The organism is Parundibacterium terreum, from assembly GCF_014636315.1.
GTDB lineage: Bacteria > Pseudomonadota > Gammaproteobacteria > Burkholderiales > Burkholderiaceae_D > Undibacterium > Undibacterium terreum.
The window spans coordinates 36,114-62,066 of sequence record NZ_BMED01000003.1 but is presented as its reverse complement, the minus strand read 5'-3'; the positions used below and the strand labels follow the sequence as shown (position 1 = coordinate 62,066).

Annotated in this window: 24 protein-coding genes; 9 read left to right on the top strand and 15 right to left on the bottom strand. The window is 53.2% G+C overall.

Features of this window, described 5'->3' with window-relative positions; all coding sequences use genetic code 11:
• Positions 1-102: 102 nt before the first annotated feature.
• Complete coding sequence (locus tag IEW12_RS15080) at positions 103-645, bottom strand: adenine phosphoribosyltransferase (protein WP_188566925.1); 543 nt, start codon at positions 643-645, stop codon at positions 103-105.
• Between the two features lie 260 nt (positions 646-905).
• Here IEW12_RS15080 and IEW12_RS15075 point away from each other — a divergent pair, with 260 nt between their 5' ends.
• Positions 906-1,043 (top strand): hypothetical protein, encoded by a 138-nt coding sequence (locus IEW12_RS15075; RefSeq protein WP_188566924.1) that lies wholly within the window; start codon positions 906-908, stop codon positions 1,041-1,043.
• Here the strand turns inward: IEW12_RS15075 and IEW12_RS15070 are convergent.
• A complete protein-coding gene (locus IEW12_RS15070) occupies positions 1,015-2,997 on the bottom strand; it encodes a cation:proton antiporter (protein WP_188566923.1) in 1,983 nt (660 codons plus the stop codon). The two genes, IEW12_RS15075 and IEW12_RS15070, sit on opposite strands and share 29 nt — an antisense overlap.
• A 193-nt stretch (positions 2,998-3,190) precedes the next feature.
• Here IEW12_RS15070 and IEW12_RS15065 point away from each other — a divergent pair, with 193 nt between their 5' ends.
• The 8 genes from IEW12_RS15065 (at position 3,191) to IEW12_RS15030 (ending at position 10,107) form a co-directional block, all read left to right on the top strand.
• Positions 3,191-4,231: a KpsF/GutQ family sugar-phosphate isomerase gene (locus IEW12_RS15065; protein ID WP_188566922.1), complete on the top strand. Its 1,041-nt coding sequence runs from the start codon at positions 3,191-3,193 to the stop codon at positions 4,229-4,231.
• On the top strand, positions 4,231-4,758 hold the full coding sequence (locus tag IEW12_RS15060) for a KdsC family phosphatase (RefSeq protein WP_188566921.1): 528 nt from the start codon (positions 4,231-4,233) through the stop codon (positions 4,756-4,758). Before IEW12_RS15065 ends, IEW12_RS15060 begins: the two co-directional genes overlap by 1 nt.
• Positions 4,759-4,772: 14 nt before the next feature.
• Positions 4,773-5,417 (top strand): LPS export ABC transporter periplasmic protein LptC, encoded by a 645-nt coding sequence (lptC, locus tag IEW12_RS15055; protein WP_188566920.1) that lies wholly within the window; start codon positions 4,773-4,775, stop codon positions 5,415-5,417.
• Positions 5,418-5,439: 22 nt separating this feature from the next.
• Positions 5,440-6,024 carry a lipopolysaccharide transport periplasmic protein LptA gene (lptA, locus tag IEW12_RS15050; protein WP_188566919.1) on the top strand — a complete coding sequence of 195 codons (585 nt, stop codon included), beginning with the start codon at positions 5,440-5,442 and terminating at the stop codon, positions 6,022-6,024.
• A gap of 1 nt (position 6,025) precedes the next feature.
• The gene (gene lptB / locus IEW12_RS15045; RefSeq protein WP_188566918.1) at positions 6,026-6,769 is read left to right on the top strand and encodes an LPS export ABC transporter ATP-binding protein; all 744 of its coding nucleotides are present in this window, start codon (positions 6,026-6,028) and stop codon (positions 6,767-6,769) included.
• A 15-nt stretch (positions 6,770-6,784) separates the two neighbouring features.
• A complete protein-coding gene (locus tag IEW12_RS15040; RefSeq protein WP_188566917.1) occupies positions 6,785-8,272 on the top strand; it encodes an RNA polymerase factor sigma-54 in 1,488 nt (495 codons plus the stop codon).
• Between the two features lie 187 nt (positions 8,273-8,459).
• Positions 8,460-8,810 carry a ribosome hibernation-promoting factor, HPF/YfiA family gene (gene hpf, locus IEW12_RS15035; protein WP_188566916.1) on the top strand — a complete coding sequence of 117 codons (351 nt, stop codon included), beginning with the start codon at positions 8,460-8,462 and terminating at the stop codon, positions 8,808-8,810.
• Positions 8,811-9,015: 205 nt separating this feature from the next.
• Positions 9,016-10,107: an enoyl-CoA hydratase/isomerase family protein gene (locus IEW12_RS15030; RefSeq protein WP_188566915.1), complete on the top strand. Its 1,092-nt coding sequence runs from the start codon at positions 9,016-9,018 to the stop codon at positions 10,105-10,107.
• An 83-nt stretch (positions 10,108-10,190) separates the two neighbouring features.
• Here the strand turns inward: IEW12_RS15030 and IEW12_RS15025 are convergent, their stop codons facing one another.
• The 13 genes from IEW12_RS15025 to IEW12_RS14965 all read right to left on the bottom strand — a co-directional run bounded on the left by IEW12_RS15025 (position 10,191) and on the right by IEW12_RS14965 (position 25,685).
• The gene (locus IEW12_RS15025; protein ID WP_188566914.1) at positions 10,191-10,919 is read right to left on the bottom strand and encodes an ABC transporter ATP-binding protein; all 729 of its coding nucleotides are present in this window, start codon (positions 10,917-10,919) and stop codon (positions 10,191-10,193) included.
• Positions 10,920-10,930: 11 nt separating this feature from the next.
• On the bottom strand, positions 10,931-12,883 hold the full coding sequence (locus tag IEW12_RS15020; RefSeq protein WP_188566913.1) for a branched-chain amino acid ABC transporter ATP-binding protein/permease: 1,953 nt from the start codon (positions 12,881-12,883) through the stop codon (positions 10,931-10,933).
• A gap of 3 nt (positions 12,884-12,886) precedes the next feature.
• Complete coding sequence (locus IEW12_RS15015; protein ID WP_188566912.1) at positions 12,887-13,777, bottom strand: branched-chain amino acid ABC transporter permease; 891 nt, start codon at positions 13,775-13,777, stop codon at positions 12,887-12,889.
• 127 nt (positions 13,778-13,904) lie between these two features.
• Positions 13,905-15,062: an ABC transporter substrate-binding protein gene (locus IEW12_RS15010; RefSeq protein WP_188566911.1), complete on the bottom strand. Its 1,158-nt coding sequence runs from the start codon at positions 15,060-15,062 to the stop codon at positions 13,905-13,907.
• 399 nt (positions 15,063-15,461) lie between these two features.
• A complete protein-coding gene (locus IEW12_RS15005) occupies positions 15,462-16,157 on the bottom strand; it encodes a DUF4197 domain-containing protein (protein ID WP_188566910.1) in 696 nt (231 codons plus the stop codon).
• 117 nt (positions 16,158-16,274) lie between these two features.
• A complete protein-coding gene (locus IEW12_RS15000) occupies positions 16,275-17,420 on the bottom strand; it encodes a deoxyguanosinetriphosphate triphosphohydrolase (RefSeq protein ID WP_188566909.1) in 1,146 nt (381 codons plus the stop codon).
• Between the two features lies 1 nt (position 17,421).
• Complete coding sequence (gene aroKB, locus IEW12_RS14995) at positions 17,422-19,035, bottom strand: bifunctional shikimate kinase/3-dehydroquinate synthase AroKB (protein WP_308789134.1); 1,614 nt, start codon at positions 19,033-19,035, stop codon at positions 17,422-17,424.
• Between the two features lie 66 nt (positions 19,036-19,101).
• A complete protein-coding gene (locus IEW12_RS14990; RefSeq protein ID WP_188566907.1) occupies positions 19,102-20,571 on the bottom strand; it encodes an Ig-like domain-containing protein in 1,470 nt (489 codons plus the stop codon).
• A gap of 51 nt (positions 20,572-20,622) precedes the next feature.
• Positions 20,623-22,755 carry a type IV pilus secretin PilQ gene (locus IEW12_RS14985; protein ID WP_229751137.1) on the bottom strand — a complete coding sequence of 711 codons (2,133 nt, stop codon included), beginning with the start codon at positions 22,753-22,755 and terminating at the stop codon, positions 20,623-20,625.
• Positions 22,756-22,787: 32 nt separating this feature from the next.
• On the bottom strand, positions 22,788-23,327 hold the full coding sequence (locus IEW12_RS14980) for a pilus assembly protein PilP (RefSeq protein ID WP_229751136.1): 540 nt from the start codon (positions 23,325-23,327) through the stop codon (positions 22,788-22,790).
• Complete coding sequence (locus IEW12_RS14975) at positions 23,324-23,968, bottom strand: type IV pilus inner membrane component PilO (protein ID WP_188566905.1); 645 nt, start codon at positions 23,966-23,968, stop codon at positions 23,324-23,326. The genes IEW12_RS14980 and IEW12_RS14975 overlap by 4 nt, the downstream gene beginning before the upstream one ends.
• Positions 23,969-23,988: 20 nt before the next feature.
• Complete coding sequence (locus IEW12_RS14970; RefSeq protein WP_188566904.1) at positions 23,989-24,606, bottom strand: PilN domain-containing protein; 618 nt, start codon at positions 24,604-24,606, stop codon at positions 23,989-23,991.
• On the bottom strand, positions 24,606-25,685 hold the full coding sequence (locus tag IEW12_RS14965) for a pilus assembly protein PilM (RefSeq protein ID WP_188566903.1): 1,080 nt from the start codon (positions 25,683-25,685) through the stop codon (positions 24,606-24,608). The genes IEW12_RS14970 and IEW12_RS14965 overlap by 1 nt, the downstream gene beginning before the upstream one ends.
• Positions 25,686-25,953 lie beyond the last annotated feature (268 nt).

The following is a 25,953-nucleotide window of genomic DNA, read 5'->3' as shown; positions in this document are numbered from 1 at the left end:
GATGAGTATTCTCGCTGGCAATAATTATGAAAATAATAAATAAAGCCGGCGCGCCCTTCAGGCAAACCGGCTTTATTTTGCTGACAAGCTCAGCCCATCCTATCAATGCCCGTCGAAGTCACATACGGTGTACAACTGCAGCCCGCTGGATTTCAGCAGCTTGGAGCCGCCCAGTTCCGGCAAATCGACGATGACCGCGCCTTCCACTACTTCCGCGCCCAGGCGTTCCAGCAGTTTCTTGCCGGCCATCATGGTGCCGCCGGTAGCGATCAGATCGTCTATCAGTACCACGCGATCGCCTGGCTTGCAGGCATCGGCGTGCAATTCTACGGTAGCACTACCGTATTCGAGTTCGTATTGTTCCGACAAAGTAGTGAAAGGCAGCTTGCCTTTCTTGCGGATGGGCACAAAACCGAGGTTGAGCTCATAGGCCAGTACCGAGCCTATGATAAAGCCGCGCGCATCCAGGCCCGCCACCATGTCCAGCTTGGCATCCATGTAACGGTGCACAAACAGGTCGATCAAGACGCGGAAGGTCTTGGGATCTTGCAGCAAGGGCGTAATATCACGGAACATGACCCCTTGTTGCGGCCAGTTTTCCACTGTGCGGATATGTTCCTTGATGTATTGGGATGCGTTTAACATCGCGTGATGTCCTTCTTTCGATTACTTCGGTTGCTAGAACTCATTTCATCAATAGGAGTGAGATGCGTTTGCCTTAAAAGCGGCGCTGGCAAGGCGTGCAAGGCGTCAATAGCGAGCTATTGACAACGAGTGCAACGCAGTCCAGCGCCACTTTTAAGACAAACCCTCCGGGAACGGCCCATTTGGGCGCATTGCAGCGTTGCGCCGCTAGCAAAGACGGCCAGTCTTTGCGTCGCGACGCGCCTCGCACTGCATCCCAAATGGACTCGTTCGCACTCGCTCCTATTGATGAAATGAGTTCTATTAAAAATGGCGTAAAAAAGCCTGTTGCATTTTCAAAAACACAACAAGCTATTTTGGCGGCAGGCGCTATTTTAACAGGCGATGCTCTGCCCTAGCGACAGCTTCTGCGATACCGCGCACCACAACCACGTCCCCCTCCTGCAAAACGATCTGCTGGGCCAGTTCCAGCCTTTGCTTGCCGCGTCGCACTGCGGTCACATCGACTTCCAGTTCTGACAGATTCAGCTCTTCCAGCTTTTTGCCCAGGGACTTGGCCCTTTCATGCAGAAGTACCGTGTGCAGGCGCACCTGCATGCTCTCCGGGCTGTCGCCGGCATCGCTGGCGCCGTGAAAATAGCCGCGCAGAGATTCATAGCGTTCGTCACGCGCCGCCTGCACCCTGTGCACGACGCGGCGCAAAGGCACGCCCAGCAACACCAGCGCATGCGAGGCCAGCATCAGGCTGCCCTCCAGCAGTTCCGGCACTACTTCGGTGGCGCCCGCCTCCCGCAATTTATTCAGGTCGGTATCGTCCTGGCTACGCACAATGACGGGCAAAGTCGGATTTAATTCGCTGACAAAATGCAGCACCTTCAGCGCCGACGCGGTATTGGTATAAGTCACAACCAGCGCTGCAGCGCGGTTGATACCGGCGGCCACCAGGCTCTCGCGGCGTGCTGCATCGCCGTAAGACACATTGGCACCGGCGATCTGCGCTTCGCGTATGCGGTCCGGGTCCAGATCCAGCGCGTGATAATCAATTTTTTCCTCGCTAAGCAGCTTGGCCAGGCTTTGGCCGCTGCGGCCGAAGCCGGCGATGATCACATGCTTCTTGGTCGCCATCGTGCGGGTCGCGATCTGGGTCAGCGCCAGCGACTGCATCATCCATTCATTGGCGGACAGCTTCATCACGATCGCATCCGACTTCGCCAGGATGAATGGCGAAGCCAGCATGGACAGTACCATCGAGGCCAGGATCAACTGCACCAGCAAAGGATCCACCAGTTGCAAGCCGCCGGCCTGGTTCAGCAGCACAAAACCGAATTCGCCCGCCTGCGCCAAGCCCAGGCCGGTACGCAAGGCAACGCTGGTGGAGGCGCCAAACAGTCTGGCCAGCGCGGTGATCAGACCGAACTTCAATAGCACGGGCCCCATCAGCAGCAACAGGATCAGCCAGCCATTGGCAATGACCAGCCTGACATTCAGCAGCATGCCTATCGTGACAAAAAACAGTCCCAGCAGCACGTCGCGGAAAGGCTTGATGTCCTCTTCCACCTGGTGCCGGTATTCTGTTTCAGAGATCAGCATGCCAGCGACAAAGGCACCGAGGGCCATAGACAAACCTGCATAATCTGTGATCCAGGCGGCGCCCAGCGTCACCAGCAGCAGGTTCAGCATGAACAATTCCTGCGAGCGGCGCTTTACGACGATGCTGAACCAGCGCCGCATCAGCTTTTGGCCGATGAACAGCAGCACAAACAGCACAAAGGCAGCCTTGGCACTGGCCCACAACAGGGTTTCCATTAAATTGCCGGAGTGCGAGGCCAGTGCCGGCACCAGGATCAGCAAGGGAACCACTGCCAGATCCTGAAATAGCAGCACGCTGATAATCTGCCGTCCATGCGGGCTTTCCAGCTCCAGCTTTTCAGTCAGCATCTTGGAAACGATCGCGGTGGACGACATCGCCAATGCGCCGCCCAGGGCAAACGAAGCTTCCCAACTGATATTGAATTTGAGCGGCAGGAAATAGGCCATCAGTCCGCCAAAGGCCATGGTCGCAACGATGGTCACCAGTACCTGCGCCATGCCCAAGCCAAACACCGCCTTGCGCATGGACATCAGCTTTTGCAGGGAAAATTCCAGGCCTATGGAGAACATCAAAAAAACAACACCGAACTCCGCCAGCTCATGCGTCGTCGCGTCGTTTTGCGCCAGACCCAGCCCATACGGGCCTATCAATATCCCGACTACCAAGTAACCCAGCATAGGCGGCAATTGCATCATGCGAAAAGCCACCACGCCGAGCACGGCAGCGCCCAAAAGCAGTAGTGTTGTGTCCAAGGCTGTCATGTTGCTTATTATTACTTAAATAATTCATTCACATTCAATTAATCCTCTGACGGACAATTACTAATACCGGATTAACTTGAGGTATTACCTCGACACATTACTCCGATATAAAGATATATTTGCAGTGCAGCAACACTCAATCTAAAGTATCTGGCAAAGTTTTTGCTTAACGAATTTCGTTTATACTTTCGGCATGAGCTCAATTACCAGCAATCTTAATGCCACCCCCAACAAATCCGGTGCCGTCACGTTTGATGCCGAACGTGCATTGGCGCTTGCCTGCGAGACCTTGCATGCCGAAGCCGAGGCCATCCAGTCCCTGAAACTAAGGCTGGCCGGTGAAGGCAGTGCCAGCTTTGCACAAGCGATGGCCTTATTGATGAATTGCCACGGACGGGTCGTCGTATCCGGCATGGGCAAATCCGGCCATATCGCGCGCAAGATGGCGGCGACCTTCGCATCCACCGGCACTCCGGCCATGTTTGTCCACCCCGGCGAAGCCGCGCACGGCGACCTGGGCATGATTACCCCCCAGGACGTGGTCATTGCCATTTCCTACTCCGGCGAATCCTCGGAGCTGGCGGCCATCATCCCGACCATCAAGCGACTGGGCACCCGCCTGATCGCGATGACAGGCAATGCCTCCTCCAGTCTGGCCGGCTGGGCCGATGTCCATCTGGACGTCAAGGTAGACAAGGAAGCCTGCCCGCTGAATCTGGCGCCAACCACCAGCACCACGGCAACGCTGGCGCTTGGCGATGCGCTGGCGGTCTCCATGCTGGATGCGCGCGGCTTCGGCGAAGAAGATTTTGCCCGCTCCCATCCCGGCGGCGCATTAGGCCGCCGCTTGCTGACCCATGTACGCGATGTGATGCGCACCGGCGAGGCAATACCGCAGGTAACGCCGGACACCCGTCTGACTACAGCCCTGCTGGAAATCACCAAAAAAGGCCTGGCGATGACTGCGATCGTGGACCACGACCAGCGCGTGCTGGGCGTGTTCACCGATGGCGACTTGCGCCGCCTGATGGAAAAAGTGCAGGACTTTTCACAAGTCATCATTGCTGACGTGATGCACAAAAATCCGCGTACCGTGCGTGCTGAGCAGCTGGCCGTGGAAGCTGTGGAACTGATGGAAACCCACAGAATCAACCAGTTGCTGGTGGCAGACGACTCCGGCAAGCTGGTCGGTGCGCTCCACATCCATGACCTGACACGCGCCAAGGTGATCTGATGAGTGCCTCCGATATCAGCAGGGCCGCTCAAATCAAGTTGATGATCTTCGACGTCGACGGCATCCTGACCGACGGCAGCCTGCATTTTGGGCCGGACGGCGAAATGATGAAGACGTTCAATGTACTGGACGGCCAGGGCATCAAGCTGCTGCAGCAGTCTGGCATAGCCACGGCGATTATCAGCGCACGTAAATCGCCTATCGTCTCCAAGCGCGCTGCAGACCTGGACATCGCCCATCTGCGCCAGGGCATCCATGACAAGAAAGCCGCTTTCCTGGAATTGCTAGCCGAATTGCATATAGCACCAGCGGAATGCGGCTTTATCGGTGACGACGTGATCGACTTGCCGGTATTAAGCCGAGTCGGTTTCGCCGCCAGCGTGCCGAATGCGCATCCGGAAGTAAAAGCACGGGTGCATTATGTGACCCAGGCGAGCGGTGGCCGTGGAGCAGCGCGCGAAGTGTGCGATTTCATCCTGAAGGCACAGGGTAAATATGAACAGGCGCTTGCGCCGTTCCTGGCGTGAGCAGGTGAGCTGACATGAGATATGTATTCACCGCCGATCGTTTCCGCCTGTGGCTGATGGTCGCCTTGCTGGCGGTCGTCGCACTGGGCAGCTTCTGGATACTGGAAGCGATGCGCAGGAATAATGAAGAGGGCAATTCGCGCTCCGCTCCGCGCACGACACCGGACTACTATGTGGAAAATTTTAATTTCATCCGGCTGTCCAATAACGGCAAGACCAACTACCACATCATAGGCAAGCGCATGACGCACCGGCCACGGGATGATGACTATGAGGTGTTTCAGCCGCAAATCAACAGCTTCGACGCCGACAAGGTACCGGTTACAGTCATCGCGGACCGTGCCGTCATTGCGCAAAAAGGGGCAGCCAACCAGGCGCCGAAAGATAGCGATGAGATCCATCTGTTCGGCAACGTCAGCGTGGATCGCCCCGACAGCCCGACGACAAAGCGTACCAGGCTGGAATCGGAGTATCTGCTGCTGCTTCCGGATATCAATATCATGAAAACCGACAAACCCGTAACGATCACGAGTGCCCGCGGTGAAGTGCATGCAATCGGCATGATTGTCAATAATGCGACCCAGGAAACGCAATTACTCAGCAAAGTAAAAGCGACTTTCAATAGCAACCCAGCCTTGTCGCGGCACCCGAACAAATAACGAGCCTTATCTTAGGACAATCATGACCCAACCTACTTTCGCACCTCTATCGAAATCACTGATCCTGGCTGCCTGTGCTTTTTTGTTTTCGGCCACTGCGGTTGCCGAACAGGCCGACAGGTACAAAAAAACAGATATCGAAGCGGAACATTACGCCAGTGACGATAGAAAAAAAATTACCGTACTAACGGGCGATGTCGTCGTTACGCGCGGAACGCTAACAATCAAATCAGCGAAAGCAGTCAACACAGAAACTGCGGAGGGCACCATGTTTGTCGTCTTGACCGGCGGCCCAGGCGGCCAAGTATTTTTCAGACAAAAACGCGATGGCGGTCCAGACCTGTGGGTCGAAGGCGTTGCCAGCAGGGTGGAATACGATGAAAAGACCGAACTGGTTAAGTTCATCACGAAGGCACACGTAAAGTATCTCGAAAATAAAAAAGTCACGCAGGAACAGGAAGGCGAATTTCTTTCCTATGACAGCAAAAACGAAAATTTCATCGGTGCCAATACAGCCTCGGGCCAAAGCGTCCCCGGGTCAGGCAGGATCAAGCTGACCATACAGCCAAAGCTGGAACAACCGAAGCCAGAAGAACAGAAAAAATAATATGACGAGTACTCTGATTATCAGCGGCCTGCAGAAGAAATACGGTGCGCGCCAGGTTGTGCGCGACGTATCACTGGAGGTTAAAAGCGGAGAAGTGGTTGGCTTGCTGGGCCCGAATGGCGCCGGCAAGACCACTTCGTTTTACATGATTGTAGGCCTGGTGCCATCGGATGCCGGCAAGATCGATGTCAATGGCACCGATATTTCGCATCTGCCTATCCACAAGCGCGCATTGTTGGGATTATCCTATCTGCCGCAGGAGGCCTCGGTCTTCCGTAAGTTGTCGGTAGAAGACAATATCCGTGCAGTGCTGGAACTGCAAAGGGATGAAGACGGCAAGTTTCTGGAAAAAACGAAAATCGAAGAGCGGCTGGACATGCTGCTGGCCGAGCTGCAGATAGAAAAAATCCGCGAAAACCAGGCACTCTCCCTGTCCGGCGGCGAACGCCGGCGCGTGGAAATAGCCAGGGCACTGGCGACCAATCCGCGCTTTGTGCTGCTGGATGAACCCTTTGCAGGCGTCGACCCGATTGCGGTGATAGAGATCCAGCGTATTGTGCGCTTCCTGAAAGAACGCGGCATAGGCGTGCTGATCACCGACCACAATGTGCGCGAAACGCTGGGCATTTGCGACCACGCCTACATCATCAACCAGGGTGCGGTGCTGGCCAGCGGCCGACCGGATGAAATCGTCGCCAACGAGTCTGTGCGTAAAGTTTATCTGGGAGAGCACTTCCGTATGTAACGGATGTCTATCTCTATGAAACAAAGCCTACAACTCCGTACCTCTCAACATCTGGCATTAACGCCACAACTGCAGCAATCAATACGTTTGCTGCAGTTGTCTACGCTTGAACTGCATCAGGAGCTGGAAAACCTGCTGACCGAAAACCCGATGCTGGAGCGCGTAGACGATCCCATGGACAATGCCGTCAGGCTGCTGGCGGATGGTGCCATCAGTGCAAGCAGTACGTCGGACAATGACAGCGGTGCGGCGAATACAGGCAATGAAGACTCCTCTCCAGCGTCGGACAATGGCGACGGCGCTGACGCGCCCAATGCAGCCGATACCACCAGTGCCAACGAAGAAGACTGGAGCTTTGACGATGTGCCGCAGGGCTCCAAGGGCCCGGAAGAAGATGAAGGCCGCCCGCAGTTGGAGTGTGCCCAGATTTCGCTCAGGGAACATCTGCTGGAACAGATGCGCGTGACCGTCAAGGAACTGAGAGACCGCGCATTGATCGAACTGATCATCGATGCACTGGATGGCAACGGCTACCTGACCGAATCGCTGGAAGACATACATGGCGCGTTGCCGCTTGAGCTATGCGTGGAACCCGAAGAGCTGAATTTTGCGCTGAACATGCTACAGAGTTTTGATCCTGCCGGCGTCGGTGCGCGCAGCCTCTCAGAATGCCTGTCCATACAGATCAAGCGCCTGCCGAAGATTGCATTCGTGACGCGCAGGCTGGCCCTGGATATTGTGGAAAAGCATTTGGCTTTATTTGCGCAACGCGATTTCAATAAGCTGAAAAAAGTACTGACTTGCGACGATGAAGATTTGCGCGAAGCGCAAGTTGTCATCAAGCAGTGCAAACCCCATCCGGGTGCAGAGTTCACCGCTGACGCATCGGACTATGTGGTGCCGGACGTCATTGTCAGAAAATCAAAGAATGGCTGGCAGGTGTTGCTGAACCAGGACGTGATGCCGCGTCTGCGTGTAAATAGTATGTATGCCAACATCATGAAGCAAAATCGCGGCGACGGCACGCTGAGTTCCCAGCTACAAGAGGCACGCTGGCTGATCAAGAATATGCGCCAGCGCTTCGATACTATTTTGCGCGTCGCACAAGCGATAGTGGAAAGACAACGCAATTTTTTCACACATGGCGCAGTTGCGATGAGACCTCTTGTTTTGCGCGAAATTGCTGATACACTGGGTTTACACGAGAGTACTATTTCTCGTGTCACAACTCAAAAATACATGCTTACCCCTCATGGTATGTTTGAGTTGAAATACTTTTTCGGTAGCCACGTTGCGACGGAAACTGGGGGTGAAGCTTCATCCACCGCAATACGGGCACTCATCAAGCAATTGATAGGAGCAGAAGACCAGAAAAACCCACTCTCTGACAGCAAGATCGCAGACATGCTGGGTGAACAAGGCATGGTCATCGCGCGACGTACCGTCGCGAAATACCGGGAAGCCCTGAAAATCCCTCCAGTGAGTCTGCGAAAATCCTTATAAGAATCCTTGAAAATCTTTGAAACCTTAAAAATTCCCGACGGCACTACCTTACGGTAGAGCATCTGTTTTTTTAAATTTTCTGTAACAAGTTCTTGTAATCGAGTTTTGCATTGCTATATATAATTTAGCTCAATGCTTTTGGGCTGACTTATTTTGTAGCAAGTAACATCTACCATAGGAGCGCCGTATGAATCTCACCATCAGTGGACATCACCTCGAAGTTACTCCAGCAATCCGTGAACACGTGCAAAACAAGCTAGAGAGGATAAGGCGACACTTCGACCAAGTCATTGATATTGCAGTCATCCTGACAGTAGACAAGCTCCGCGAAAAAGAGAAACGTCACAAGGCAGACATCAATCTGCACATCAGCGGCAAAGACATACACGTTGAAAGCCTCGCGCAAGACCTGTACGCAGCGATAGATACCCTCATCGACAAGCTGGACAGGCAAGTCATCAAACACAAAGATAAAATCCAGGCGCATAAAAACGACGCGATTAAATACATACCTGATCCCGCCTCCGCCTCTGCCTAAACGGCCATACGTAGAGAAACCAGACAAAGGATGCTTTTCAGCATCCTTTTTTGTTGCCCGCAACCATTCCCACGACAAGAAAGCATGCTTCTGCAAGCCGCTCCGCATAAGTTTATGCGACCAGAAAATTTTCTTGAGCACTCCTTGTCAGCCTCGGCGACGCGCTTAGGCTAAAATAGGCTTTTCATCCGGAAACGATCTTCCCATGAGCGAATACGTCCAGACCTTCGTCCAGAACCAGATAGGCTTTATCACGCTGGACAGACCCAAGGCACTCAACTCCCTCTCCCTGGACATGATCCGGGAAATTACCCAGGTATTGCTGCAATGGCGCGACGCAGACAATGTCGGTGCGGTATTTATCTCCAGCTCCAGCGAAAAGGCTTTCTGCGCCGGGGGGGACATCCGTTTCTTCTATGACGCCGGCACCGCAACGCCGAAAGGCGACAGCGCCTTGCTGGAAGATTTTTTCACTGAAGAATATGCGCTGAACCACCTTATCCATTTCTACCCCAAGCCGTATATCGCCTTGTTGAATGGCGTGGTGATGGGCGGCGGCATGGGTATTGCGCAAGCGGGGCCATCCTGCCGTATGCGCATCGTGACTGAAAAGACCAAGATGGCGATGCCGGAAGTAAATATCGGCCTGTTTCCTGACGTGGGCGGCGGCTACTTCCTGTCACGCGCGCCGGGCCAATTGGGCACTTACCTGGGCCTGACCGGTGAAATCATCAGGGCCGCCGATGCGATCTATGCGGAGCTGGCTGACGTGTATATTCCCACCAGCGCCATACCGGCGCTGATGCAATTGCTGACATCCACACAGCAGGCAGATATCCGCGCCGCCATCCGCGAGTTTGCAGCGCCGTTCGCCGCAGAAATCAAGCTGGAGGACAGCATGCTGGCAACGCACCGCAGCCTGATCGACCAGCATTTTTCTGCCAATCAGGTGCAAGCCATTGTCGATACCTTGTCCGATGACGGCAGCCCATTCGCACAGCAAACCCTCTCCGTTATGCAGAAGCGTTCGCCGCTACTGGTTAGTGTGACGCTGGAACAACTACGCCGCGGCGCCGGGTTGACAGTCGCAGCTTGCCTGCGCATGGAGCGCGACATGGTACGTTATTGCTTCAAGCATGGAGAAGTGCTGGAGGGTGTACGTGCGCTAGTGGTAGACAAGGACAACACGCCCAAATGGGCGCCGCCTAGCCTGGCAGAGGTTACCCAGGAAATGGTCGCGCCCTTCTTTGTATCTGCATGGCCGGATCATGCCCATCCATTGCGGCATCTCGATTGAGTAAAATTAAGCAAAGCCTGCCCCAATAAAAAAGGAGCCAATGTATATTGGCTCCCTTTTTTTAATGAAACTATGCGCAAGGCTTAGTGTTGCTGGCCACCGCCGAGATAGGCGGCTTTTACCGCCGGATCATTTTTCAGGCTGGCTGCAGGGCCATGGACTGAAATCTTGCCATTCTCCAGTACGTAGCCATAATCAGCCACATTCAAGGCCGCGGCGGCGAACTGCTCCACCAGCAGCATCGTCGTGCCCTCTTCTTTCAAGCGCTGGATAATGCGGAAGACTTCATCCACCAGAATGGGCGCCAGCCCCATGGAAGGCTCGTCCAATAGCACGACCTCAGGGTTGAGCATAACTGCCCTGGCCATTGCCAGCATCTGCTGTTCACCGCCGGACAAAGTCCCGGCCAACTGATGCTGACGTTCTTTCAGGCGTGGAAATAGCTCCAGCGCTTTTTCCAGGTCGATCTTGATGTCGCCACGCGGGCGCGAACCGGTAAACCGCGGGAAGGCTCCCAGCAGCAGATTATCGGTCACACTCATCGTCGCGAACACACGGCGGCCTTCCGGCGAATGGGCCAGGCCGGCACGCGCGATCTTGTGTGAGTCCAAGCCTGTGACGTCCTTGCCACCCAGAGTCACCGTGCCCTGCTTCGGTTTCAGCATGCCGGAGATGGCGCGCATCGTCGTGGTCTTGCCGGCGCCATTAGAGCCAATCAGCGTGACAACTTTTCCCTTTGGAACTTCCAGCGAAATGCCGTGCAATACTTCGACTTTGCCATAGGCGGCGTGTAAGTTTGAAATGCTTAACATGGTTGCCTCGCTTAAGCTGAAACAGTTTCGTGAGCAGGCGTATCGCCGGCGCTACCACCGAGATAAGCCTCTATCACTTTGGGATCAGCCTGCACATCCGCCGGCTTGCCTTCGGAAATTTTCTGGCCGAAATCCAGCACCGTTACCGTATCTGAAATCGACATCACAACGTCCATGTGATGCTCGATCAGGATGATGGTGATACCGTGTTCGCGTATCTTGCGAATGATGGCGACCAGCTCTTTGATATCCGGCGCGGTCAGGCCCGCCGCGGGTTCGTCCAGTAATAGCAATTGCGGATTCAGACCAAGCGCCCTGCCGATTTCCAGCACGCGCTGCTTGCCGTAAGGCAGATTGCGCGCCTCTTCATTCGCCAAGTCCGCCAGACCGGCGAAACGCAGGATGCTGGCAGCCCGCTCGCGCGCCGCCAGTTCTTCACGGCGATACCGCGGCGTGCCCAGCATCACGTCGAATACATTGCTGCGGAAGGTGTGGTGTAAGCCGACCAGTACGTTTTCTGTTGCAGTCATTTCACCGAACAACTGCACGTTCTGGAAGGTACGCGCGACACCGCCCAATGCAATGGCGGAAGGCGTATCGCCGGATATCTGCACGCCATTAAATTCAACGGTGCCGTCAGTCGGCTTGTAGATGCCGGTCAGCACATTCATCATCGTGCTTTTGCCTGAACCGTTAGGCCCGATCAGCCCATGCACAGAGCCCTTGGCAATGTTCAGGTCTACCATATTCAGCGCCTTCAATCCGCCGAACTGCATCAACAGGGATTTGGCAGCCAGCAAATAACCGGTCTTGCCGCTATCGGCCGCTGTCGCAACTGCGGCAACACTGGACGATGCAGACAAGGCTTCCACATGCTTCCGGCGGCCTTTGCTGAAGAAGCCATTGATGAAACCGATAATGCCATCCTGCAGGTAATACACGACAAACAGGGTCATGAAGCCGAAGATGGTGAGGCGCCAGTCGGTGATATTTTCCAGTTTGTACGAGAACAGCGCCATGCCCAGTGTTGCCACTACTGGTACGATCACATCACGCACGGTTTTCTTTTTGGTGGCCAGCAGGTAGGCTGAAGCGGCAACTGCAGCGACGGCCGCAACGGTCGCGATCTTGCGGAACAGGTCAATATCCGCCAGCAAGCTGGGCAGCATGACCACGATCAGCGCACCGAGCAGCGAGCCGCTACGGGTCTTGCGCCCGCCCATGATTACCGCCAGCAGGAACAGAATGGTCAACTCAAAGTTATAGGTATTGGGCGAAATATATTCTTCGGAATACGCATATAAGCTGCCGGACAAACCCGCCAGCGCGGCACTGATCACAAACGCATAGACTTTGTAGCGATACACTGAAACGCCCATGCAATCGGAAGCGATAGGGCTGTCGCGCAAGGCTTCGAAGGCGCGCCCCAGATAGGATTTGAGTATCCTGTGCACGACGATCAGCGACAGCACCATCAGCACCGCCACCAGGTAGAAATAACCGACCTCGTTCAATTTCTGTCCAAAGAAAATCGGCTTGGGAATCTTCAGGCCCATGGGGCCTTCAGTCAGGAAACTCATCTCATTGATCAATATCTGAATAATGGTACCAAAGGCCAGCGTCACCATCGCCAGATAAGGGCCGGTCACCCGCAATGCCGGTAAGGCCAGGATGGCGCCAAAAATCGCAGTGACGACGATACTGGCCGGCATCGCGACCAGGAAAGGCAAACCCAGCTTGAAGTACAGCACGCCCGTGGTGTAGGCGCCGATGCCAAACAGACCGGCGTGGCCAAGCGATACCTGCCCGGTGTAGCCAACCACGATATCCAGGCCAAACAAAAGAATGGCGTAGATGAGGATGGTTTCTGCCAGGTGAATATAATAGGGGTTATGAACCAGCATAGGGAATATCACCAGCGCAGCGATACCCAGTACTGAAAGCACAAGTATTTTCTTGTTCATGTTCTATACTTTCTTGATTGCAGCTTTGCCAAACAGGCCGGCCGGCTTGAACGCCAGGACCAGCAATAACAACAGCAAACCCGGCACTTCCTGATAACCAGTGGACAGGTAGAAGCCAGTCAGTTTTTCAGCAATCCCCAGTATCAGGCCGCCGACGATCGCACCGACGCCGGAGGTCAGGCCACCGATGATCGCCACCGCAAAAGCTTTCAGGCCCAGCGCTGAACCTATCGTCACACCGGTAGGCACCAGCGGCGCAATCAATACGCCTGCGAAGGCTGCCGCCGCAGAAGACAGCGCATAGGAAAAGGTGATGACCATGCGGGTATTGATACCCATCAGACCGGCGGCATCCCTGTCGTTCGACGTCGCGACGACGGCTTTGCCATAGATCGATTTGCGATTGAAGATTTCCACTGCAGCCATGATCGCCAGCGCACCGATCACAACGACGATTTGCATGGGTTGAACATTGGCTCCAAACACTTGGAAAGGCGCAGCTGACAACGGTGAAGGGAAAGGCACGTCATCCTTGCCCCAGATATTTTCAGCAATGTTCTTGAAGATGATTGCCAGCGCGATCGTCGACATGATCCATCCGAATTCGGACTTGATCTTGATCGCCGGCCGCACGCCTATCCACTCCACCAGCATGCCTTGCAGCGCGCCAAAAACTAGCACCACCGGTATCATCAGCCAGTAGTTCATATAGGGACCGCCGTGTACATTGCCGACCAGACTGAGACCCACCATGGCGCCCAGCATCAAGGCCTCGCCCTGGCCGAAATTCAGCGTGCCCGAAGTAGCGAATGTCAGCTGGTAACCGAAAGCGACGACCGCGTAGATCATGCCTAGCGCGATACCGCTGAACACAAGTTGTAAGAGAATTTCCATTTTATCCACCTGACAGACGGCAGCATTTGCCGTAATTCTTAAGAAAAGGGCCAGTCCTTAGAACAAGGTCTGGCCCAATTGCGGATCTGAGTTCTATCTCGGTATCGAGTATGAGAACTTTGCCGAATTATTTGGCGAGAACGACGCGTGCGTTCTTCACTTCGCCAATGACAGGCATGCCAGGTTTGATGGCTTCGTGATCGTCGTGGCTGAATGGCTTGTTGTAAGTCGCAACCACGCCTTCGACTTTTTCATTCAGGTTTTCCAGTGCTTCGCGCACTTTCGGACCATCAGTAGTACCGGCCTGTTTGATCGCTGCAGCCAGCAGGTACACTGAGTCGTAGCCTTGCGCAGCAGACACTGCGGATGGCATACGGTCTACTTTGTAAGCCTTCTGATAGCCCTCGATGAAGGACTTGCGTTTTGGCGTGTTTGGATCCTGGATAAAAGTCTGCGGCATCAGCGTGCCGTCGCCATTCTTGCCGGCGTTATCCAGGAAGTTACCCATGGACAAAGGCCAGCTGCCTATCATCGGCACTTTCCAGTTCAATTTTTCCATGCCGTTGGCGATCTGTGCCAACTCAGGGCCGATGCCATAGGTCAGCACGACCTGAGCGCCACCTTGTTTGGCTTTCAGCAACTGCGCCGTCATGTCCACGTCTTTGATGTTGTATTTTTCAATCGCAACTGGTTTGATGCCTTTGGTCGCCAGTGCTTTCTCCAGATCTTCGCGGCCCAGTTGGCCGTAGTTGGTGGAGTCGGCCAGGATAGCGACCTTGGTGAATTTGTGTTTGGTGATTGCCTCATCCACGATCATCGCCGACTGGATAGTGTCATTGGCGGATGTGCGGAAGATATAGTTATCTTTATGTTCCGGCGCTGCAAACTGCTTGGTGATCACGCTGCCAGTAGCAACGTTGTTGATGACGGGAATTTGCGCTTCCTGATAAAAGCGCTGCGCAGCCAGTGCCACACCGGTATTGATGAAGCCCAGAGTAGCAACGACTTTTTCCTTGTTGATCAATTCCTGTGCGACCTGCACGCCGCGTTCGTTTTTCGCTTCGTCATCGCGCTCAACTACCTGGAACTGACGGCCCAGCACGCCGCCTTTGGCATTGATTTCGGATACGGCAAGTTTCACGCCGTCACGCATGGATACGCCCATGGGAGCGGAACCGCCTGTGAAAGGACCGGATACGCCGATCTTGATCGGTTCAGCAGCATTGCCCGCTACAGTCCAGCTCAGCAACGCAGTGGCAATCAAGCTTTTCATCTTGTATGACATGTCTATCTCCTGTTATATGAATTATCGTGACTACGGATACATCAATAGTTCTTTTTTTGTTATAGCTACAAATTGTATGTGCGTTAAATCCATGCATCAATCAAAAACCCATGTGGCAGCGCAACATAAGCTACTTAAGTGGTACTACCGAGAACGGTCGAAATTGAGATGCGAACTCCTGCCAACTTCGACGTTCTCTTGCAGCATGAAGCCACGGGCTGGTAGAGCTTAATCCAGAAACAAGAAAAGGATTTTCTTTTGTCCTAAAAGCTTTTCATCCTAAGCTGAAATCTTTTTCATCTGAGCGGCTGGTAACTGCCTCCCCCTCTACCCCAGGGCCAAAATCAGCACGGAATATCGATGCATATCCTATGGTGTTCCCTGAAGCTTGCACTAAACTTACTTCAGCAAACCAAATACCTTGCCTATGATCTTGCTACCGGAACCGATAGGATCCTGGCGTATCGCTTTTTCCTCTTCGGCGATCATCAGGTACAGGCCATCGACAGCGCGCTGCGTTACATAGCCCTCTACGGTTGCTTCCTTGCCTGAAACTGCCCCGAATTTGGAGGCCTGCCCCATCACACTATTGTATTTGGCCGACAAGCCGGCCTTGTCAGTGACTTTTTTCACGATAGGCAAAAATTGATCGGACAACTGGGTCGAGGTTTTTCCCCGAAAAAAGTCGGTGACCGAGGTATCGCCGCCGGTCAGGATATTTTTAGCATCCGTCACAGACATCGACTTCACCGCATTGACCAGCAAGGGCTTGGCCATAGGCACGGCTGCCTCTGCAGCGTGGTTCATAGAGACCACCAGATCATCCAGTTGCTGGCCCTGCCCCGTCATCTTCAATATGGGCCGGGCTTTTTCCAGTATGGACGGCAACTGGATTTTGACTTTGTCATTATTCAGGAAGCCGTTCTCCACACCCAGTTTGGATACCGCTTGCGACGCGCCTTTATCCAGTGCAGCCTTCAGACCGGCACTGGCATCCTGATTGCTCAAGTCGTTTAACGAGGCCGCAAATGCAACACTGGAAATCACCAGCAAAGAACATGTGAGGAAGGGTTGGATGGGTTTTGTGAAGCGCATGCTGATCTCCTTGGATAAGAATTAACCGGCATTTACTTTAGCATGCCAGACGTGGCTGCAATGCAATGAATTGTGTCACTGCAAGCGTTGCCTGGCAGCACTGAGACTAAGCGTGATTCAAACTTCGTCTACAGCAAACAAGCGGCGATATTCGCGCATCGCATAACGGTCGGTCATACCGGCGATATAGTCGGCAATCTTGCGTGCCTGCAATTGACCGCCCGGGTCCGCTGCCTTTACCTGATAGTCTGGCGGCAGCAGGATGGGTTCCGCCTGCATCGCATCAAACAAGGCGCGTATGGTTCTTCTGGCCTTGGCCGTCATGCGATTGACGAGGTAATGCCTGTACAGATTTTCGTGCAGGAAACGCTTCAACAGGTTTGCCTGGATGCGCATTTCTTCGGAAAAAGAGATCATGCCGGGCGCGTTGCGCACGTCGTCCACAGATTGGGGTGCATACTCGGCAATTCGCTTTTCCGAGTTCACGATCAAATCAACGATCAATGCATTGATCATGCGGCGTATGGTTTCCGCAATCGCCCTGCGGCCAACCAGCCCTGGGTATTCCGCTTCTACTTCACGCCGGTAGCGCGCGAAAAAATCCAGCTCCATCAGTTGGGCTTCCTGCATCAGGCCGGAGCGCAGGCCATCGTCGATATCATGGTTGTTATAGGCAATCTCGTCAGCCAGATTGGCCAGCTGCGCTTCCAACGTAGGCTGTTTCTTGTCGATGAAACGCTGGCCTATATCGCCGAGGTTTTTGGCATTCGACAGCGAACAATGCTTCAGTATGCCTTCGCGTGTTTCAAACGTCAGGTTCAGGCCGTCAAATGCGCCATAGCGCTCTTCAAGTTCGTCTACAACGCGCAAGCTTTGCAGGTTATGCTCAAAGCCGCCGAAATTCTTCATGCAGTCGTTTAGCGCATCCTGCCCGGCATGGCCGAAGGGCGTGTGGCCCAAATCATGCGCCAGTGAGATCGCCTCGACCAGATCCTCATTCAGGTTTAGTTGCCGCGCAATGGAGCGCGCTATCTGCGCTACTTCCAGGCTATGCGTCAGACGGGTGCGGAACAGGTCTCCCTCATGATTGACGAAGACCTGGGTTTTGTATTCCAGGCGGCGAAATGCTGTTGAATGAATAATGCGGTCACGGTCGCGCTGGTATTCGGTACGGGACTGGGATGCATCTTGTGAAAAGCGGCGTCCACGCGAGGTGGCAGCTTGTGCGGCATAGGAGGCTAACGTGGCGTCCCTGAGTATCATATCAGCAGATACAGGCGCGCAAGCTGGCCAGCAGATGATCCTTGGGCGCAGCGGTAATCAGCGGAGCGCCCAGGGGTTTGAGCAAAATGAACTTGATCTGGCCGCCTTCATTTTTCTTGTCGACTTCCATCAGTTCCAGCCAGCGCTCCTCTCCCAGATCTGGCGCAACGACCGGCAAGCCGGCGGCTTCCACCAGGTTTTGCAGCCTGACCTTGCTGACATAGTCGATATGCCCCATGCGGTAGGACAGGTCGGCAGCCATTACCATGCCGCAACCGACCGCCTCGCCGTGCAGCCAGTTGCCATATCCCATGCCGGACTCTATCGCATGGCCAAAGGTGTGACCAAAGTTCAGGATCGCGCGCAAGCCGCCTTCGCGCTCATCCTGGCGCACCACATCAGCCTTGATCTGGCAGGAGCGCAGAACCGCATACGCAAGCGCAGCAGGATCTTTGGCGCGCAGTTTTTGTATATTGGCTTCTATCCAGTCGAAGAAGGCAGCATCAATGATCGCGCCATGCTTGATCACTTCCGCAAGACCAGCAGACAACTCACGGTCAGGCAAGGTATTCAGAGTCGCGATATCTGCGATCACAGCCTGCGGCTGGTAGAACGCGCCTATCATGTTCTTGCCTAACGGGTGATTGATACCGGTCTTGCCACCTACCGATGAGTCCACCTGTGACAGCAAGGTAGTCGGTATCTGGATAAAGGGCACACCGCGCATGTAAGACGCAGCTGCATAGCCGGTCAAATCACCGATCACACCGCCGCCCAGGGCGATCAGCGTGGTCTTGCGGTCGCATTTGGCCTGCAGCAAGGCATCAAATACCAGCATCAGGCTGGACCAGGTTTTATGCTCTTCCCCGTCGGGCAGGATAATCGGCACTACTTGTTTGCCTGCCGCACGCAAAGTGTTCAGCAAGGTCTCCAGATACAGCGGCGCAACCACCGTATTGGTCACCACAGCCACCCGCTCACCCTTGATATGGCGCCCGACCAACTGCGGATTACCTAGCAATGAGGTACCAATGTCGATGGGATAGCTGCGCTCGCCGAGATCGACTTGCAGTGAATGTTGTGAGGTTTGCTGCATAAATGGAGCTTCAATAAGCCTGGAATCGCCAGCGCCGGGCAACTGGTCCAGTTGAGTCAAGATGGATAGCACCAGATGCTGCACGTTTGGACGACCGGTTTCTATGACCAAATGCGCAACCTCCTGATAAAAAGGTTCACGCTGCACAGCCAGGTCTTCCAGTTTCTTGCGCGGATCCGCAGTCCTCAGCAGAGGGCGGTTTTTGTCGTGGCGCGTACGCTGCAAAATACTATTGATGCCGGCTCGCAGATAAATGACTGTACCACGGCTGTTCAGATACTGCCGGCTCTGCTCATTCAGGATGGCACCGCCACCGGTGGCGAGTACGATATCGTCTTGTGCAGTCAGGTCGCGGATGACATCCGCTTCCCGCTGGCGAAAGCTGGCTTCGCCTTCAATTTCAAAAATCACGGGAATAGAAACCCCGGTACGGGCCTCTATTTCGTGATCCGAATCAATGAAACGCTTGTTGAGTTTTTTTGCCAGGGCCCGGCCAACCGTAGTTTTGCCGGAACCCATCAGGCCTACTAAAAATATATTTCCAGGCATTCAAAACCAGTACCCACCCTTTTCAGGGCAGAAAAACTATGTCCCAATATATGTAATCGTCAACTGTTGAGTTGAGCGTTTACCTTTTGGTGTCGTTACGACCAAAGTCGGGTTAATCGTTTTAGGAGTGCCGGTAGCAGAGCACGCAGTTGGAGCAACCGTCAACTCTATCGAAGTGCCTCCCGGAGCACTGGTGACTGGCTCTGGAATTGAGGCTGGATATGGTACAACGGTTGCGCCAGAAAGATTCTCTATAGTAATCGAGGTACCAGTAGGCAATATGTAGCCTCTTTGATCAGTAACGGTAAAGCTCACTTTTTGAGGTGAAGCGCAATTCGAGCCAAATGCAAGAGTAGGAATAGCTGTAAATAAGGCGTTCGAGCCACTATTTATAAAGGAAGTGCTACCGGTCAATGTCTCTGTGGCATTTGCAGATGTCACGAGCACAGTAACAACCGATGCGCGAGGATTCTGGCTTCTCCATGAAACCGTGCATTGGCCATTCACTGTCAAACAGCGTGAGGTATCCGAAGTGCCGCCATCACCGATGATCGCACCTGCATTTGTCGTAAATACAGCCTGAGTACCGTTGGCAACCACACCCCCAAACTGATCCGCCATGGAAACAGTAATCGTATTTACTTCGCCATCAAAATCAATACCTTCAATATCCGATTTTGCACGTGCAATTGACAGCGCAGCTTGAGTAGGCTGGCCCGTGGTGACCGTTACCGTATCCGACAACGCGGAAATTGCAGTTCCATCTACCGTCGCGACCACACGCACCGTCGTCGGTGTCGAACCTGAGTTCACCGTAATGCTGGCCTTGCCTGTGGCATCCGTAAGACTCGAGGTCGCGCCCAGAGTAACAGAAGTGGTAGCAGGCACACTGAAATTGACTTTGATGTTTGGAATACCCACGTTGTTGCTGTCAACAACGGTAAACACAAGCAAAGCAGCCTCAGTGCGGCCATTGCCGCCAGCGCCTTTCAATACAATAGACTTATCAGCAGGCACAGCAGATGTGAAGTTAATTGCGCTAGGTGTTATTGTCGTTGCAGTAACAGAAAAAGTCGCAGTTGCTGTTATAGCAGTAGTGCCTACTACCGTGGCAGATGCCGTCAAAGTTGCGGCACCCGTTCCAGTTCCGCTCTTCAGGCTAATTTGCGCAACACCGTTAGCATCAGTCAATGCCGTACCACTCACGGGCGAAACACTGGCAATCGTCGCGTTATCCAAGGTAAATGTTACAACGATATTTTTTGCCACAGCGCCATTCGCATCAGTAACTACCGCCTTTGCGTTCAGTCCTGAACTGGAAAGGATATTGCTTGCGGCACCAGTGGAATCAAACAAGCTAACGCTGATCTTACCATTCGCCGTAGTACCAGTCCCTCCAGTACCGCCACCCTGCACTGGCGTACCAGCAGAACCGCCACCGCCGCCGCAAGCTGCAAGCGTGGCTATTAATAGGGACCCCATCAAGGCTTTAAATTGTTTTACCACGCGATACTCCTGCAGAATAAGTTTGAATCTTTAATTTGGATTGTCATTTTATCATTTTACAGACATACGGTCGGCAATGATCTTCGGCGTGATGAACACCAGCAACTCAGTTTTATCATTGGTGCGCCCAGTCGTCTTAAACAAATTTCCGAGCAGAGGGATGTCACCAAAGAAAGGAATCTTTGTCACATTGTCCGCTTCAGTTTGCTGATAAATACCACCCAGCACGACGGTCCCGCCGTTTTCAACCAGAACCATGGTCTTTACTTCCTTGGTATTAATCGCAAAGCCTGCTGTTGTCTGATCACCGACACTGTCTTTATGCACTTCAACTTCCAGGATGACGTTGCCGTCCGGCGTGATTTGTGGCGTCACTTCCAGTTTCAATGATGCCTTACGGAATGCGATGGAAGTCGCGCCGCTGCTGGTTGCAACCTGATACGGCAATTCCGTACCCTGCTCAATAGAAGCCTTTAACTGATCTGCAGTAACAATCCGCGGACTGGAAATGATTTTGCCCTTACCGTCAGCTTCCAGCGCAGACAACTCCAGATTCAAAAAGCGGTTGGCTGCAGAGGAAAACAGGCTCACCGCCAAGCTGCCAGGATTCAAACCGTTGATACCGGCAGCAGGCAAGCTGACAAATTGCGTATTCGGGATATAGCTCTGATCGGTAATTTTTGCCTGGCCGGTCTGCTCACCTACCCCCAGATAGTTACCTGTCAGCGCGATACGCTGATTACCGGACACCTGATAACCGGCAGTTCCGCCTTGTAATCCGCGCAGATCGGCGAAGCCAAGCTTGGCTCCAAGATTTTTGCTGAAGGTGTCATCCGCCTCGACTATGCGCGCCTCAATCAATACCTGCCTGGAGGCGATATCCGTCTTCTGGATCAGCTTCCTGACATCTTCCAGCTTGGAGGCAATATCGGTGACGAACAACTGGTTGGTGCGCGGCTCAATCACTGCACTGCCGCGTTTCGACAAGATACGGTTAGTGCTGGAGCCATCCACGCCGAAGACTTGTTTGAAAGCTTCCGCTTTTTGATAGTTCAACTGGAAGGACTCGGTCCTCAGGGGCTCCAGATCGGCGATTTGCGCCTTTTGTTCCAGTTCCAGTTTTTCTTTGGTCAGCAATTCATCTTTAGGAGCGATCCACAATACCGAACCGTTCTTACGCATATCCAGGCCTTTGGACTGCATGATGATATCCAGTGCCTGATCCCAAGGCACGTCTTTGAGACGCAGAGTCAGACTGCCATTCACTGTGTCGCTGGTAATGATGTTAAGGCCATTAAAATCGGCAATCACCTGCAACAAGGCCCTGACTTCTATATTCTGGAAATTCAGCGACAGGCGTTCGCCACGGTAGCCTTGTGTACCCTGGGTCAGCTTGTTTGGATCTTCCTTAATCGGTTTGACCTCGATCACCAACTGAGAGTCGCTTTGATAGACGCTGTGTTCCCACAGGCCCTTAGGCTCTATCGTCATCCTGACATTTTCGCCCTGGGGCATGGTCGTTACTTTCTGGATCGGCGTACCAAAATCGGTGACGTCCAGATTACGGCGCAATACCTCCGGCAGGCCGACCTTCATCAGGTCAACAACGATTTTTTGACCTTGTTGACGCACGTCAACCACGACCTGGCTGCTTGGAAGATCCACTACCACGCGACCTTCACCAGCCACACCCTTACGGAAATCGATATCGCGCAAATTCTGTTTGGTCTGCGCCGCAGGAGCAGAAACTACAGGCAAGCCTGCGGAATTGACGGCTGTTGCAATGCCCCCAGAGCCGTCTATCGTCACGATGACCGTATTACCCTCAATAGCGGTAGCATAATTGAGCGGCTTGTTCAGATTGAAGACCAGGCGCGAGCGGCCAGTCGCTTCCACCACATTGACGTTACGCACATCGCCCATTGCAATATCGGTTGTGCTCTTGCCGGTGCCATTCGAAGTATCTGCAAAATCCAGCGCTATCCTGGCCGGACTGGTAATCGCAAATCCCAGAGGCGGTTTGACAACAGGATTTTTCAGCGCAATTTTGACAATGATATTCGCACCCTGCTGATTGGCCACTATGGACTCAATCGCATTGGACTGCGCGTGGGCGGCGGGAGCCAAAAAGGCCAAGCCCAGCAGGGCAGCGGACATCAAGCGGGCATAGAAAGAAAAACGCATAGCGCTCCTTTTACTTGTATTTATCAACGCATTCATTTTTTCGCCTCCTGCAACTCCAACTTGGTCATCCTCTCGGTCCAGTCACCGGCGGCGTCCTGCACAATTTCCTTAACTTCTACCTCGGAGTCTGTAATCTTGGTAATCATGCCGAAATTCTGTCCTAAGTAATTGCCGATCTTGGCCTGATAAATGGACTTATCTACCTGTATCAAAGCGTTCTTCATATTCGGTCTTTCAATAATTCCGACCATTTTCAATGTGTCCAGCGGAAAAGCCTCCAACGCCTCGCGGCGCCGGTTCATATCCGGCTTCAAGCCGTTATCTGACTCTGCCCTGATCTTGGCCAAGGCGATCAATAATTTATTCGGATTGAACGGCTCGATCTGGTCTTTCCCCGTATAAGCGACCGGGACATAGATCTTGGGCTCACTGATTTTCGGGACGATAACGCGCGTTTCTTTCTTGACCCCGTCCATCCATTGCCGCACTTCCGTCAAACCATTGTCTCCGCACCCGGCAAGAGCCAGTGTAGCGAGCAATACTCCTGTCGACCTACTATTAGGACGCATCATTTCTTCGCCCCTTTTTTCAACGCAGCCTGTGCAGACAGCTCATCCTTATCCAGATAACGGAAGGTCTTCGCCACCACATCCAATACGAGGGTGCCGTCTTTGCCACTGGAGACTGCAAGATTATTTAAGGTAACAATACGCGGCAATTTAGCAATATCGCTAACGAACTCACCCATATCGTGATAATTACCCAGCAAACGTATATTGATCGGCAGCTCGGCGTAATAGTCTTTCACCAGCGCCTGACCAGGCTTGAACAAGTCGAACTGCAAACCCCGTCCCAAACCTGCCTGGTTAATATCCGACAGCAGAGCATCCATCTCCGCTTTGCTAGGCAATTGCTTTTCCATCGTCGCAACGTACTGCAAAACCAATTTCCTCTGCTCTTTCAATGCATCCAGGCTGATTGCCTGCTGCATTTTTTGCTTATAGGAGTCCTTCAGCTTCAGTTCTTCCTGCTGCCCTTGCTCCAGGGTATCGGTTTGGTCGCTCCAATAGAAATACCAGCCAACCAAAGTAACAAAGAACAGCAAACATACTGCAGACATCAGCCTCGGTGCCAAAGGCCACAAACCTGGGTGCAAGCCATTCAAATCACGAAATTGCGAAGCGACTGATTCGCCAAACTCTTTAACGTCCATTTTGATCTCTCGTCACTTTTTCACGGTTTGTTGACGGCGGGAGCTGAAGCGGCATTACTTGCCGATGCGGCCTCAAGTTCACGCGGACGCTGGATACCCACATTGACTGTAAAGTCAAACACCTTCTTGGCGTCCCTGCCCTGTCCGATCCCGGCAGATTTAATTTCTATCAGGTCAGGCTTATTCATCCAGGGAGACTTGTTGCCAAGGTTGCGCAAGAATTCGGACACACGTTCATTTGACTGGGCATATCCGGTCAACACTACTCGCTGCCCTTCCTGCTTCAAGGTACGGATGTAAACGCCTTCAGGAGTCAACTTGACCAGTTCATCCAACAGATACACCGGCTGATTACGATCAGCCTGCAAATCTTCAACAGCTTGCTGGCGGGCTTTAAGGCCGTCGATTTCCTGCTTGAGGCTCGCAACCTCTTTTATTTTTTCATCGAGCTTTGCATTTTCGGCTTTGATGAAATTGTTGCGGTCGGTTTGCGCTGATATCTGCGTCGCGTAGTACGCGCCGACAGCAATAACGATCAAGGCGCCAATGATGGCGGCGAGCGCCAGCAAAGAGTAAAAATCCTTCTTGAGTTGCTTACGCTTCTCTTCGCGGTGAGGAAGCAGGTTAATTTTTATCATCAGCCAAATCTCCGCATCGCCAGTCCACAGGCAACCAGGTAGGAAGGTGCATCATTGCGCAGCCATTTCTCGTTCACATTGGAGGAAATATCCATACCTTTGAAAGGGCTGACAACCGTCGTGGAGATTTTGGTGCGCTCGGCAACGATATCAACCAGGCCAGGAATCACAGCGCAGCCGCCGGCCAGGAAAATCTGGTCAACGCGGGTATAGGGTGTGGAAGTAAAAAAGAACTGTATCGCGCGAGTAACCTCGAGCGCAGCACTCTCCAGGAAGGGCTCCACCAGCTCCATTTCATAGCTGTCCGGCAGATCGCCGATCTTTTTCTTCGCCTCGGCCTCTTCGAACGACAAACCATAGTTGCGCACGATATCCTGCGTCAGTTGGCTGCCGCCGAATTGCTGGTCACGCTCATAAATGACCTGCCCATTCAGCAATATGGAGATATAAGTGGTTTTAGCACCGATCTGGAACAAGGCATAAATCTGGTCCTGACCGGCGTTCGGCTGCTGCTCTATCAGCCTGTCGATAGCCGCTCTGGCCGCATAGGATTCAATATCCATGACCTTGGCCTGCATGCCGGCTGCCTCAATAACAGCTACACGGTCCTCGATTTTTTCTTTGCGGGATGCTGCCAGCAAAACCTCGATATCTTCCTCGGAATTGGCAACTGGCCCCAGTACGCAAAAATCCAGGCTCACCTCATCCATCGCAAATGGAATGTATTGATTTGCCTCTGACTCAACCTGCACCTCCAGCGCCTGCTCACTCAGATGCGCTGCCAGGATGATTTTCTTGGTGATGACAGCAGAAGCCGGCATGGCCAGCGCTGCATTTTTAACATTCGTGCCGCTTTTCTTGATAACGCGGCGAATCGCCTCGGAGACTTGTTCAATATTTTCAATATTGCCGTCCACGACGGCGCCACGCGGCAAAGGCTCGGAACCGTAACGTTCCAGCTTGTAATTACTGTTTGCCCCCAGGGACAGCTCGACGAGCTTGATGCCAGAAGTGCTGATATCCAAACCAATTAATGGTGGATTTCTTCTGCCGAGCAATGATGCCAGATCTAGAGCCAAGGATATCCCCTCATAAAAACGCCATTTTATTTCTTCTGATCAATATTCTACTGCACGAACGGCAGCGGAACCGCATTGGCCACATAAATATGCGAGAACTTCGCGACTATGTCAGTTTTTTGCTACCGATTGATTACGCCGTTTCTATAAAACCACGAAAAGCATGTAGCTGTTTTTAAATGCTGATTTTTATTGCAATAAAGAACTAAATTGGACCTTCCGCATTTTTCGGAATGGCAAAATTTCTTTTAAAAACCGCTATTTAGCA

Bases quoted from the DNA above. Each gene is read 5' to 3' on its own strand.
- IEW12_RS15080 (WP_188566925.1), bottom strand. From the start codon at position 645: ATGTTAAACGCATCCCAATACATCAAGGAACATATCCGCACAGTGGAA.
- IEW12_RS15075 (WP_188566924.1), top strand. From the start codon at position 906: ATGGACTCGTTCGCACTCGCTCCTATTGATGAAATGAGTTCTATTAAA.
- IEW12_RS15070 (WP_188566923.1), bottom strand. From the start codon at position 2,997: ATGACAGCCTTGGACACAACACTACTGCTTTTGGGCGCTGCCGTGCTC.
- IEW12_RS15065 (WP_188566922.1), top strand. From the start codon at position 3,191: ATGAGCTCAATTACCAGCAATCTTAATGCCACCCCCAACAAATCCGGT.
- IEW12_RS15060 (WP_188566921.1), top strand. From the start codon at position 4,231: ATGAGTGCCTCCGATATCAGCAGGGCCGCTCAAATCAAGTTGATGATC.
- lptC (WP_188566920.1), top strand. From the start codon at position 4,773: ATGAGATATGTATTCACCGCCGATCGTTTCCGCCTGTGGCTGATGGTC.
- lptA (WP_188566919.1), top strand. From the start codon at position 5,440: ATGACCCAACCTACTTTCGCACCTCTATCGAAATCACTGATCCTGGCT.
- lptB (WP_188566918.1), top strand. From the start codon at position 6,026: ATGACGAGTACTCTGATTATCAGCGGCCTGCAGAAGAAATACGGTGCG.
- IEW12_RS15040 (WP_188566917.1), top strand. From the start codon at position 6,785: ATGAAACAAAGCCTACAACTCCGTACCTCTCAACATCTGGCATTAACG.
- hpf (WP_188566916.1), top strand. From the start codon at position 8,460: ATGAATCTCACCATCAGTGGACATCACCTCGAAGTTACTCCAGCAATC.
- IEW12_RS15030 (WP_188566915.1), top strand. From the start codon at position 9,016: ATGAGCGAATACGTCCAGACCTTCGTCCAGAACCAGATAGGCTTTATC.
- IEW12_RS15025 (WP_188566914.1), bottom strand. From the start codon at position 10,919: ATGTTAAGCATTTCAAACTTACACGCCGCCTATGGCAAAGTCGAAGTA.
- IEW12_RS15020 (WP_188566913.1), bottom strand. From the start codon at position 12,883: ATGAACAAGAAAATACTTGTGCTTTCAGTACTGGGTATCGCTGCGCTG.
- IEW12_RS15015 (WP_188566912.1), bottom strand. From the start codon at position 13,777: ATGGAAATTCTCTTACAACTTGTGTTCAGCGGTATCGCGCTAGGCATG.
- IEW12_RS15010 (WP_188566911.1), bottom strand. From the start codon at position 15,062: ATGTCATACAAGATGAAAAGCTTGATTGCCACTGCGTTGCTGAGCTGG.
- IEW12_RS15005 (WP_188566910.1), bottom strand. From the start codon at position 16,157: ATGCGCTTCACAAAACCCATCCAACCCTTCCTCACATGTTCTTTGCTG.
- IEW12_RS15000 (WP_188566909.1), bottom strand. From the start codon at position 17,420: ATGATACTCAGGGACGCCACGTTAGCCTCCTATGCCGCACAAGCTGCC.
- aroKB (WP_308789134.1), bottom strand. From the start codon at position 19,035: ATGGGTTCCGGCAAAACTACGGTTGGCCGGGCCCTGGCAAAAAAACTC.
- IEW12_RS14985 (WP_229751137.1), bottom strand. From the start codon at position 22,755: ATGCGTTTTTCTTTCTATGCCCGCTTGATGTCCGCTGCCCTGCTGGGC.
- IEW12_RS14980 (WP_229751136.1), bottom strand. From the start codon at position 23,327: ATGATGCGTCCTAATAGTAGGTCGACAGGAGTATTGCTCGCTACACTG.
- IEW12_RS14975 (WP_188566905.1), bottom strand. From the start codon at position 23,968: ATGGACGTTAAAGAGTTTGGCGAATCAGTCGCTTCGCAATTTCGTGAT.
- IEW12_RS14970 (WP_188566904.1), bottom strand. From the start codon at position 24,606: ATGATAAAAATTAACCTGCTTCCTCACCGCGAAGAGAAGCGTAAGCAA.